The 12,123-nt window shown below is 42.8% G+C and carries 9 protein-coding genes, 2 pseudogenes and 1 riboswitch; of the genes and pseudogenes, 1 reads left to right on the plus strand and 10 read right to left on the minus strand.

What is annotated here, in order from left to right; genetic code table 11:
• Window positions 1-126: 126 nt before the first annotated feature.
• From HNR43_RS01985 to HNR43_RS02015, 7 genes and pseudogenes are all read right to left on the minus strand, one after another.
• Window positions 127-1,005 (minus strand): patatin-like phospholipase family protein, encoded by an 879-nt coding sequence (locus HNR43_RS01985; RefSeq protein ID WP_183240790.1) that lies wholly within the window; start codon window positions 1,003-1,005, stop codon window positions 127-129.
• Window positions 1,006-1,079: 74 nt separating this feature from the next.
• Complete coding sequence (gene mntR / locus HNR43_RS01990) at window positions 1,080-1,508, minus strand: transcriptional regulator MntR (RefSeq protein ID WP_009373920.1); 429 nt, start codon at window positions 1,506-1,508, stop codon at window positions 1,080-1,082.
• 69 nt (window positions 1,509-1,577) lie between these two features.
• Window positions 1,578-2,603 carry a spore photoproduct lyase gene (splB, locus tag HNR43_RS01995; protein ID WP_183240792.1) on the minus strand — a complete coding sequence of 342 codons (1,026 nt, stop codon included), beginning with the start codon at window positions 2,601-2,603 and terminating at the stop codon, window positions 1,578-1,580.
• Between the two features lie 115 nt (window positions 2,604-2,718).
• A pseudogene (locus HNR43_RS02000) lies at window positions 2,719-3,327 on the minus strand (vitamin B12-dependent ribonucleotide reductase); the annotation flags it as partial.
• Window positions 3,328-3,413: 86 nt separating this feature from the next.
• A complete protein-coding gene (locus HNR43_RS14325) occupies window positions 3,414-4,241 on the minus strand; it encodes an HNH endonuclease (RefSeq protein WP_343055702.1) in 828 nt (275 codons plus the stop codon).
• A 264-nt stretch (window positions 4,242-4,505) separates the two neighbouring features.
• Window positions 4,506-6,458 (minus strand): annotated as a pseudogene (locus HNR43_RS02010) (vitamin B12-dependent ribonucleotide reductase); the annotation flags it as partial.
• A gap of 160 nt (window positions 6,459-6,618) precedes the next feature.
• Entirely contained in the window at window positions 6,619-7,455 is an 837-nt protein-coding gene (locus HNR43_RS02015) for a lipoate--protein ligase family protein (protein WP_183240794.1), read from the minus strand.
• 126 nt (window positions 7,456-7,581) lie between these two features.
• On the opposite strand from HNR43_RS02015, the gene HNR43_RS02020 reads away from it, so the two are divergent.
• Window positions 7,582-7,953, plus strand: coding sequence for a rhodanese-like domain-containing protein (locus tag HNR43_RS02020; protein ID WP_183240797.1), 372 nt, complete (start codon window positions 7,582-7,584; stop codon window positions 7,951-7,953).
• Between the two features lie 30 nt (window positions 7,954-7,983).
• Here HNR43_RS02020 and gcvPB read toward each other — a convergent pair whose 3' ends face one another.
• The 3 genes from gcvPB to gcvT are packed head-to-tail and all read right to left on the minus strand — an operon-like array spanning window position 7,984 to window position 11,889.
• Entirely contained in the window at window positions 7,984-9,438 is a 1,455-nt protein-coding gene (gene gcvPB, locus HNR43_RS02025; protein ID WP_183240799.1) for an aminomethyl-transferring glycine dehydrogenase subunit GcvPB, read from the minus strand.
• Window positions 9,431-10,777 (minus strand): aminomethyl-transferring glycine dehydrogenase subunit GcvPA, encoded by a 1,347-nt coding sequence (gene gcvPA, locus HNR43_RS02030; RefSeq protein WP_183240801.1) that lies wholly within the window; start codon window positions 10,775-10,777, stop codon window positions 9,431-9,433. The genes gcvPB and gcvPA overlap by 8 nt, the downstream gene beginning before the upstream one ends.
• 17 nt (window positions 10,778-10,794) lie before the next feature.
• On the minus strand, window positions 10,795-11,889 hold the full coding sequence (gcvT, locus tag HNR43_RS02035; RefSeq protein ID WP_183240802.1) for a glycine cleavage system aminomethyltransferase GcvT: 1,095 nt from the start codon (window positions 11,887-11,889) through the stop codon (window positions 10,795-10,797).
• 143 nt (window positions 11,890-12,032) lie between these two features.
• A riboswitch (glycine riboswitch) is annotated at window positions 12,033-12,121 on the minus strand.
• Window positions 12,122-12,123: the final 2 nt, after the last annotated feature.

Below are 12,123 nucleotides of genomic sequence, written 5' to 3' on the forward strand. Positions count from 1 at the left end.
GTTATTTTCGTCAGTTCATCAAGCAAAACAAATACCAAAATGGAACAAAATGGTTGTAAAACAACTGTCTTACAACCATTTTGTCAACAGTCTGAATCGGGCTTCTTTTTAGCCCGATTTTTTCTTTTAATACGTCCACGTTTTTAAAAATTGTTCTGTCCGCTCTTTTCCAAACGAAATAAGCTCCTTTTTCTCTTCATCGGTCATTGAAAAATCTGTGGCAACAATATGTTTGACCGGGAGAAAAATAATGTTTTTCTCATGACGGCGTGAAATGTATCGTTCATCGTGCGCCTCGCGCATCGTTTGAAACAACGCTTCATACAACTCAATGGCATTATTAATTTTCTTTTTTGCTTTTTGCGCTTGTCTTGCGCTTAATTTGATGCCTAGAACAGGTCGCTTTTTCCGTTCTTCATCAAATAAAAAAATCGGAAAATTGCTTAGTAAGCCGCCATCAACAACAATATGCTTCCCTTCGTCTGTCTTTAGCCGTACAGGCTCAAAAAAATAAGGGATGCCGACGCTCATTCTGACCGCTTTTGCGACCGGAAAGCGAAGAGGATCAATGCCGTATTTCGGTAAATCATCTGGCAAAATAAGCATCGTTCCATTTGTTAAATCAGAAGCAATCACTCGCAATCGTTCATGTGGCAAATCTGCAAATGTACACACTCCCTTTTTGCTGAGCTGTTCAGCTATCCATTGTTCAAGCTTTTCCCCTTTATACAACCCCATTTTCCAATAAAGTAAAAGCCATTTTAACCACGCATACGGAATGATCGTACGTCGCTCATCGAGAAAATCCATTAAATTCATATCGTCCATCATGTCTATGATTTCCTTGCTTGTAAATCCCGATGCAATAAACGACGCAATAAGCGCCCCTGCGCTCGTACCAGCGAGCCGTTTAAAGCGAAAACCTTTTTCCTCGATGGCCTCGTATGCTCCGATTAACGCGAAACCTTTGACACCTCCGCCTGAAAATACACCGTCAATCTCCATGCCCTTCCCTCCCTCGCCATATATGTATGAAGAACGGGAGAAATTGAGCATAAAAAAACAAAAAGAACAAGCGTTTATGCCTGTTCTTGCTCGTTTTGCTTTTGAATGTTGCGAAGCGCTTCAAGACGTGACCGATCTTCTTCAAAATATTGAACTAAGTCACCAATACGGTCAATCGCATTCCAACTTAAATGATGTTCGATTCCCTCAACATCGCGATAAATGTTTTCTTCGTCTACACCAATGAGACGCATAAATTGTTCCAGTAGCTCATGGCGATACACAAGTCGCTTACCGATTTTTTTTCCTTTCGGAGTAAGTACAAGCCCTCGGTATTTTTCATATACTAAATATTCGTCTTTATCAAGCTTTTGAACCATTTTTGTCACAGAGGAGGGATGAACAGATAACGCTTCGGCAATATCCGATACACGAGCGTATCCTTTTTCTTCGATCAATATATAAATTTGTTCAATATAATCTTCCATGCTTGGTGTTGGCATATATGTCCCTCCTAAACAAACATCCGCAATCATTATGATTATAACATGTTTACCAAGCATGACAACTATTTACGTAAAATATTCAATCGTTGCCTCGGGAAAAAATTGTGCAATATAGGAACGAATCGTGTCATTCAGCCGATTGGCTTCTTCATCTCGATACACATATTTCCCAATACCGTATCGTCCCCATTTATATTTTCGTTTTGTCTCATCAAGATCGAGTTTCGTCTTCGGATACCGTTTTTGAATGACTGTTTTCGCTGGTTTTGTGAAGCGATGTTGAATTAGTTCAAACGTTACACCCGTTAAGTCGATGTCTTGTAAATTCGCATGTAATCGTTCAAATAGCTCAAAATATCCTTCTTCCCATCCGTTATGCATATAAATGGGTGCAACGATAAAGCCGAGTGGATAGCCAGCACGTGCCACTTTTCGTGCTGCCTCCAACCGCCCATCAAATGAAGACGTCCCCGGTTCAAAATTTTGAATGACATACCGTGAATTGACGCTAAAGCGAAAACGTGTTTTTCCGTTATGTTTCGCATCAAGCAAATGATCGACATGTTCATACTTTGTAACAAAGCGAAGGCGGCCGTATTCGGTTGTACCAATAAATTCAATCGCTTTTTTTAACGCATGCGTCAAATGGTCGATGCCGACAATATCTGACGTACAAGCAGCCTCAAAACGCGTAATTTCTGGAGCGCGTTCATCAATATATTTTTTCGCTTGGGCAAAAATATCATCCAGATTGACGTACACACGAATGTAAGGCTTACTTCCAAGCGTTGTTTGTAAATAACAATAATGACAATGACCCATGCACCCTGTCGCAAGCGGAATCGCATATTCTGCTGACGGTTTAGATGTATCAAACTTTAATGTACGGCGAACACCGACAACAAGTGTTGATTTTGCATTGCGATATTGTTGCAGTTCATTATCCCCTGGAATACCGCGAACTTGGTTGTGCGATGTCGTTTCGCGAATGTCAATATGCATATGTTTAAATTTCTCATACAACTCTTTGCCAAGTGGATAACGGAGCGCTTCTGGCTCAAAATAAACAAGTTGCGGAATAAACGGCTTCATACAATCACCTCAATGTTAGTATGTTTGATTGTTATGAGGTGATGAAATACAATTTTTGTTATCATTCATAATGAAAAGGAACGGAGATTTTCCCGTTCCTTTTTCCATTTTTCCATCACAAACCACATTTTAATTGCGCACCGCAACTTGTGCACGTGTTGCAGCCGCCGATTTCTTCGACCGTTCCTTCGCGGCATACCGGACAAATGTTGCCGACTTCCGATCCGATCGTAACGTCTGTCGCCCGTAAATCTGGAATCGTTTCAACGAGAGCAACGGTTCGTTTTTTCGGTTCTTCTGGAATTAATTCAAGCTGTTCTTCGACTGCATTTTCTTCCGCTTTTAATGTCAACACTTGCGCATCGCGGCTACCATCGACATATACTGTACCCCCTTTTGCGCCACCTCTCCATAACCGTTCGTACACTTTTTGCACTTGCTCGACCGTATAGCCGCGAGGTGCATTCACCGTTTTCGAAAGGCTAGAGTCAACCCAACGTTGAATGATACATTGCACATCGGCATGCGCTTCTGGCGATAAATCCATCGCCGTTACAAACCAATGCGGCAAGTTGTTCGGATCCGCTTCTGGATGTTTATCTAAATATTCTTGAACGATATCCGCCTTCACTTCAATAAACTTGCCGAGACGGCCGCTTCGATAATAAGAGAAAGAGAAATATGGTTCAAGTCCTGTGGACACGCCGATCATGGTTCCGGTACTCACTTATGTTACTTCTATCCATACATATTGGACAGAAGGCAGGTACGATATTGCTACCCGCTCCATATGTCGCCATATGGGTCAGACTATATCTTCAACCAAATCTCCTGTGAATGTCTTTTGCGATGACAAGGATACTCACATAAGGTAATTAAATTAGATAATTCATTCGCCTTTTTCCAATCACCGTTGAAAGCCCTAAATGGTATAATGTGATGAACTGATAATTCACGTCCATATTCAGCTTCTGTTATTCCACAATCTTGACAAGTAAAATTATCACGTTCCCTAGCCTTCCTGCGCTGAGCTCTCCAGTTTGGCCCATAATATTCTATATCTCCTCCTGCCCAAGCACCATTGTTTTCTCCAGAGAACATCCTAGTTCTTTCATAATAATCACCCATGCAATGCACAGAACAGAAATTAAGATTTCTAACAACAGAAGGTTTTTTCTCGATTTTTTTGCCACAATTATTACATGTGACAATAATTCGCTTTTTATATTGAGCTTTTCCTCTTTCCCCGTTCGCTTTGCCTAGACATGTTCTCGAACAATATTTTGCGCTTAATTTTCGATTTTCTGGGACATCGAACGTTTTTCCGCAAGTTTCACAAATTTTTTCGACACGTTTTCTCAAGTGTTGATTAATTTGATGGGCGTTCTGTATTAGATACATTCTCCTACATTGTTTATTACAAAAATTATTTTTTTGAATAATAGAAGGCTTTCGAAGCATTTCCCTTCCACAAAACGAGCAAAAAACTTTAACTTTTTTACTCATCTTTTTCCAAAATAATGGTGGATTCTTTTTTTGATACTCTGTTTTGCAAGATCGGGAACAAAACTTTTTTCTTTCAAAGTGACTAGGCTTTACATAAATTTCTTCATCGCAATTAAGACATTTTTTCTTCACAGGAACATCTCTCCTTTTCTGTCCTAATATGATTATTATAAAACAGAACAGATGTTCCTGTCACGAGATTTGGTTGCTCGGCGTATAGTCGTTGAGGGGTCAGCCACGACTTCCCTGCGGATTGTCTGGTAGGATAATCCAACACTCTTGCATTTTTACCTCTTTCATGTGCTGGCAAGGCACAGGTAGCAAGAGATACGCCAGATTTCCCCGCATATAGCCGAGTTTTCACTGTATTTTTACAAATACAGGGGGCAACTACTTACCCGTCGGAGCCACGGTCAGCAAATGCGAGTTGCGAATGCCGTATGTTAAAATATCTTGTCGAATATCGTCCGGCATTTTTTTCATATAACCGGTGTGAATAAACGCTTCACGCAATTTCATCGTTTCTTCTTCCGTTTCGCCAACTAAAAACGGAAAGCTTCCCTTTTCTTTCGCAAGCTCAATCGACGCACGATACGCTGTTGTCGCGATTGTTTGAAACAGCTCGTCCACTAACTGATTGCCTTCTTCGGAGCCGTACTCTTTTTCACAATAAATAAGCAGATCCGCTAGTCCCATGACGCCAAGACCGACGCGGCGCTCCCCAAGCGCTTGCTTTTTATTTTCCTCAAGGAAGTATGGGGTTGCATCAATAACGTTATCTTGCATGCGGACACCGACTTCAACCGTCCGCTTTAATTTTTCATAATCGACAACTTTCTTTTCTTTATCGACCATATTCGCCAAATTAATCGCAGCTAAATTGCACACAGAATAAGGTGCGAGTGGTTGTTCACCACACGGATTTGTTGCAACTACTTTTTGTCCGTACGCTCTGGCATTCGTCATGTCGTTGGCGTTGTCGATAAAGAAAATGCCTGGTTCTGCGGAATACGTTGCGCAAATGTTAATGAGCTTCCATAGCTCGCGCGCACGAATTTTTCGATAAACACGAACGCGATAGCCCATTTTCTCCCATTCGCGCACATCGCCAACTTCATGCCATTTTTCGTTGTAGATGCGCATTTCTTCTTCTGAATACGTTTCAACATCTGGAAAGCGCAATTCATACTCTTCATCTTTTTCTACCGCTTCCATAAACTCTTTCGTTAAACAAACAGAAATGTTCGCCCCTGTTAAAAAGTCTGGGTTGTGCACACTATACGTGCCACCTGTTCGCAACTTTTCTTCTGCCTCTTGAATTATTTTTTCCGTGAAACCGCCGTAACCTGGGATGTTTTTGTAATTAACGATCCCTTGATACATCGCGCGCTCTTGCTCGGTGAGCGGGGTAAACTTTAATTTCTCTTTCGCTGCTTTTTGAATGCCTTCATCTTCTGTATTTTCCAGCAAATAGCGCAAAATGCGCGGATTTTGCATTTTGGAAATAATGAATTCAATAATGTCCGGATGCCAATCGGCTAGCATAATCATTTGAGCGCCACGGCGCGAACCACCTTGTTCGACAAGATGGGTCAGTTTTGCAATGTCGTCAAGCCATGACACTGATCCGGACGATTTTCCGTTCACTCCGCGCGCGAGCGTATTGCGTGGGCGAAGGGTAGAACCGTTCGTTCCGACACCGCCACCGCGGCTCATAATTTCCATCACTTGTTTTCGGTGTTCAGAAATGCCTTCACGTGAGTCTTTCACAAATGGCATGACGTAGCAGTTAAAGTACGTTACTTCTGTCCCAGAACCTGCCCCATACAATACGCGTCCAGCTGGAACAAAATTAAGGCTGACGAGCTGTTCATAAAACTTTTCAAACCACTCTTGTCGTTTTTCTTCTGTTTGCTCCACAGCGGCTAGTCCGGTTGCGTTCCGCTTTGCAATTTGCTCATAAAAAATTTCAAGTGGCTTTTCAATGACATCGAGGGAACGAACAACAATGCCTGTTTTCGCTTCCTCTCCTTCCAACACATGACGATATTCTTCTTCAACAAGCACGTGTGCTTTTTTATTTTCCCAGTCCAACTCAACGATAAATCCAAGTCCACGCGCTGGAAACTTCGGATCTTCCTTTACAGTTAAAACGACAAAGTCTCCAACGCTTAACGTCAACTTTTCCGTATCTTTAAACGAATAGCGATCAAGCATCACTAAACGCGACACACCCTTATATGTAATGTGCATCTCAGGAGTAATCGGGTGCACTTGTGGAAACAGGCGAATGTCTTTATTCAACTTATCCACATTCACCGTCATTTTTTCAGAAAACGCAACCGTCATTTTTTACCTCTCCTCTACCAACATAATCTTACTACATTAAACTACCATATATCGACAACAATAATCAACAAAAAAATCAATATGTAGTATGATTTTTTGTAAAACTCATACTACATATTGATAATTAAGTCAAGCATTTTTTATTTGTCAAGAGAAAAATTTACCGTTTGAAATTCCATTCATCCGTTTCGTATTTGTTTTTCACTAGCTGCTGAACGTAAAAAAGCTCATCGTCTGTTAATTCATATCGTTCAAGTTGAATGTTTAAACCTTTTTCAAATCCTTTGAAAAACGCCTCTTTCGCCTCATCGATCGTCACTTTTCGATCGGTTAATTCATTTATTGCGACCGCCTTATTTTTAAAATTTTGTCGTAACCGCTCTTTTACTCGTTCGTTCGGATACTTAAATAAACGAAAAAGCATCTCTTCATCTAAGTCTAATAAAATCGAGCCATGCTGTAAAATGACTCCTTTTTGTCGCGTTTGGGCGCTTCCTGCCACTTTTCTTCCTTCGACAACGAGCTCATACCAAGACGGTGCATCAAAACAAACAGCGGAGCGCGGATTTTTTAAATCTGCTTTTTCTTCTTCTGTTTTTGGCACTGCAAAATACGCATCAAGCCCGAGAAAACGAAATCCTTCTAAAATGCCTTGCGAAATGACACGATACGCTTCCGTCACCGTTTGAGGCATAGCTGGATGCGATTCAGACACGATAACGCTATACGTCAACTCTTGATCATGAAGCACACCGCGTCCACCGGTTGGACGTCTCACAAAACCAAGACCATACTTTTTGACCGCTTCCATATCAATTTCTTTTTCGACTTTTTGAAAATAACCAATCGAAAGCGTTGGTGGATTCCAACCATAAAAACGAATGGTTGGTGGAATTTTTCCTTCGCTATGCCATTCTAACAACGCTTCATCAAGCGCCATATTAAACGCTGGGGAACAATTGCCTGAGTCAATAAAACGCCATACTTCTTTTTCCATCTACCCCACCCTTTCCTCTATCATTTTATAGTGTAGCAAACACAATAAGTCAATGGAAAATGCTTTGCTTCTTGCCTAAAACATTTATATAATAGACATGGCAACGATGAAAAAAGGAGGGACACCATGACAATAGCTCTTATTATTCTCGGGGCAATTATTGTGTACGCGGTCATTACATACTTTTACCAGAAACGAGTCGTTCAAACGTTGACGGAAGAAGAGTTCCGTGCAGGTTATCGCAAAGCACAGCTCATCGATGTTCGCGAACCAGATGAATACGCTGCTGGTCACATTTTAGGAGCACGTAACATCCCGCTTTCACAATTACGTTTGCGCATGAAAGAGTTGCGCAAAGATCAACCGATTTACTTATATTGCCAAAGTGGAATACGTAGCGGTCGCGCTGCACAAATGTTGTATCGCAACGGCTATCGAGACTTATACCACTTAAAAGGCGGATTTAAAATGTGGACAGGGAAAGTGAAGAAAAAATAAGGTGCCAAGCAAAAACGCCTGGCACCCTGTTTATTTTTGATAACGCAAAATCGGTTTGCGAGCAGCCGTCGTTTCATCTAAGCGCCTCACGACCGTTGTATGCGGCGCTTCTTGAACGATTTCCGGCGTTTCCTCCGCTTCTTTCGCAATTTGAATCATCGCGTCAATGAACGCATCGAGCGTTTCTTTTGACTCGGTTTCCGTCGGCTCGATCATCATACATTCTTCAACGATTAATGGGAAGTAGATCGTTGGCGGATGGTAGCCGAAATCAAGTAGACGCTTTGCAATATCGAGCGTACGCACTCCTAATTTCTTTTGTCGCTTTCCTGATAACACAAATTCATGTTTACAATGACGGTTGTATGGTAAGTCGTAATATTCCGCTAAGCGACGCATCATGTAGTTAGCATTTAGCACTGCATATTCTGTCACTGCTTTTAAGCCATCTGGACCCATCGAACGAATATACGTGTACGCGCGAACATTAATGCCGAAGTTGCCATAAAACGGCTTGACACGCCCGATCGCTTGCGGTCTGTCATAGTCGAAATAGTAACCGTTTTCTCCCTTTTCCACCGTCGGCTTCGGTAAAAACGGAATGAGATCCGCCTTCACGCCGACAGGACCTGAACCAGGGCCACCGCCACCGTGCGGACCAGTAAACGTTTTATGAAGATTTAAATGAACGACGTCAAAGCCCATATCGCCAGGGCGTGCTTTACTTAACACCGCATTTAAATTCGCGCCGTCATAGTACAGCTTTCCTCCTGCACTATGCACGATTTCTGCCATTTCTAAAATGTTTTCTTCAAAAAGACCGAGCGTATTTGGGTTTGTAAGCATAAGCGCTGCCGTATCTGGACCAACGACGCGGCGTAAATCGTCTAAATCGACAAGCCCTTCTTCTGTCGATTTCACCGTCACCGTCTCAAAACCTGCCACCGTTGCCGACGCTGGATTTGTTCCATGCGCTGTATCTGGAACGATCACTTTCGTTCGATTGTAGTCGCCATTCGCTTCATGATAGGCGCGAATCATCATGAGCCCTGTCCATTCCCCATGCGCACCAGCAGCTGGCTGTAACGTCACTGCATCCATGCCGGTAATTTCTTTTAAATGCTCTTGTAAGTCATACATTAATTCAAGCGCCCCTTGCACCGTTTCTTCTGGCTGAAGTGGATGAATGTGGGCAAATCCAGCAAAACGAGCAACGTTTTCGTTTATTTTCGGATTGTATTTCATTGTGCAAGATCCAAGCGGATAGAAGCCCGAATCGACCCCGTGATTGCGCTTCGATAGCGCTGTATAATGGCGCATAATGTCAAGCTCCGACACTTCTGGGAGTTCTGGTGCTTCTTTTCGAATGTAGTCGGTTGGGATGACTTGTGCAACATCGATAGCTGGCACGTCTAATTCCGGCAAACTATATCCGATTCGCCCCGGCTTGCTTAGTTCAAAAATAAGTGGTTGGTCTTTATGCATGACAATCCCCCAATTCTTTCACAAGCGTGTCGATTTCTTCTTTCGTGCGTAATTCCGTCACCGCAATTAACATACAGTTTTGTAGTTCTGGATAATCACGCCCGAGATCGTATCCGCCAATGATTTCTTTTTCTAGTAACTTTTTATTTACTTCCGCTACCGGTTTGTTCATACGAACGACAAACTCGTTGAAAAACGGACCTGTAAATACGACATGAAAACCGTTGTTGGCAAACGCCTCTTTTGCATAGTGTGCTTTTTGAATATTCATCGTTGCCATTTCTCTTACGCCATTTTTGCCGAGCGCTGTCATTGCGACCGATGCAGCAAGGGCGTTTAACGCTTGGTTAGAGCAAATATTTGATGTCGCTTTGTCACGGCGAATGTGTTGCTCGCGCGCCTGTAATGTTAAGACGAAGCCACGGCGGCCTTCTTCGTCCGTCGTTTGTCCGACAAGACGTCCTGGAATTTTACGCATAAGTGCCGATTTGACCGCAAAATAACCACAATGCGGACCGCCAAATTGCATTGGAATACCAAATGGTTGAGCGTCACCAACAACGATATCTGCACCACACTGTCCTGGCGGTGTTAATACCCCTAACGCGAGCGGATTGCTTGCGACAACGAACATTCCTTTATGCGCATGAGCAATTGGCTCAATCTCTTTTAGCGGCTCGATTTGTCCGAAAAAGTTTGGATATTGCACAATAACGCATGCGACATGTTCATCCATCTCTTTTTGCAATGCATCAACATCCGTCACGCCGTTTTTATACGGGATTTCTACGATTTCAAGCCCGGGACCTTTTGCGTACGTTTTCACCACGTCGCGATATTCGGGATGCACCGCATTTGATAATAGCACCTTTTTCTTTTTCGTATGCGCTGCGCTTAACAACGCTGCTTCTGCTAGCGCTGTTCCACCGTCATACATCGATGAATTCGCCACATCCATGCCTGTTAATTCACAAATCATCGTTTGAAATTCGAAAATAGCTTGCAGTTCTCCTTGCGAAATTTCCGGTTGATACGGTGTATATGCAGTATAAAATTCCGAGCGTGAAATGACATGGTCAACGATCGTCGGAATGTAATGATCGTACACCCCCGCTCCTAAAAACGACGTGTGTGTCTTCATATCCGCATTTTTTGCCGCTAGTGCCATCAACTCTTTCATTAACTCCGGTTCTGATTTTGCTCGTTTAATGTTGTACTCCCCTTGAAAACGAACGCTTTCTGGAATGTCAGAAAACAGTTCATCAATCGATTGTACCCCGATCGTTTGTAACATTTGTTGCTTATCTTCTTCTGTCATCGGCAAATAACGATGAAGCATGACTCTCTCTCCTCACATTATTTTGTGCGCTTATAAAACGGTGTTGCCACCACTTTCGCTTTTAATCGCTTCCCACGAACATCTACTTCTACTTCTGTATCAAGTACCGAAAACGCAGTAGAAATAAGCGCCAATCCAATATTCTTTTTGAGCGTCGGTGATTGTGTCCCGGTCGTGACAACTCCAACTTGCTCATCGTTTCGATATACGGCATATCCGTGACGTGGAATGCCCTTGTCGATCATTTCGATTCCGACAAGCTTCCGTGGCGCTCCTTCTTCTTTTTGTTTTCTCAACACTTCTTTTCCGAAAAAGTCGACATCTTTATTCGTTTTGACCGCAAATGCAAGCCCTGCTTCGATTGGCGTAATGTCTTTGGACAACTCTTGCCCGTAAAGCGGCAAGCATGCTTCAAAACGAAGTGTATCGCGCGCACCAAGCCCGCACGGAAGCACTCCATCTTCTTTTCCTGCCTCTAAAATTGCCCGCCAAAGCTTTTGAGCATCTTCTGCACGACAATATAACTCGAATCCGTCTTCTCCTGTATATCCTGTCCGCGACACGAGCGCTTGAACTCCAGCGACATCCACGTGATCGACAAAAGCAAAAAATTTGATTGCAGATAAATCGATGGTTGTCAATGACTGTAACACTTTTTCCGCAAGTGGTCCTTGCAGTGCTAGTTGTGCGATATCGTTTGACACATTGACTAGCTCGACATCACCGACGACATGCTCACATAGCCAAGCAAAATCCTTTTCAATATTTGCAGCATTTACGACAAGCAAATAATGGTCGTCTGCTTTTTTATAAATTAACAAATCATCAATTGTTCCGCCATCTTCGTAACACATGAGCGTATATTGAGCGCGACCATCTGTTAATTTGGCGACATCGTTTGTCATCATTTTTTGTAAAAAAGCAAGACTATCTTTTCCTTTGATCTCAAACTCACCCATATGGGACACATCAAACAATCCTGCGCGCGTCCGTACAGCTTCATGTTCTTCTTTGATGCTAGAAAATTGCACAGGCAACTCCCAACCGCCGAAATCAATCGTTTTTGCGCCGTACTCTGCATACAGAGGAAATAGCGGCGTTCTTTGTAACATATGCTTCCCTCCTTGTTCATAAAAAAAGACAGACGACTCCCATATTGTCATATGGTAGTCTCTGTCCTTTCACCTGAAAGTTTCCCTATATTGAATAGGTGTCCTCGTGGGTGGTTCACGTCTGTGAACGCTCTCCAGAGCCGCGTCAAACAAGAGTTCTTTTGCCTGAGAGATTCGTGTTGCCACTTGCTCCTTCGGCGCTACATCTCGTAGTCTCTCCCCTTGTTCTCATCC

The sequence above is a fragment of the Anoxybacillus mongoliensis genome (assembly GCF_014201515.1).
Taxonomy (GTDB): Bacteria; Bacillota; Bacilli; order Bacillales; family Anoxybacillaceae; genus Anoxybacillus; species Anoxybacillus mongoliensis.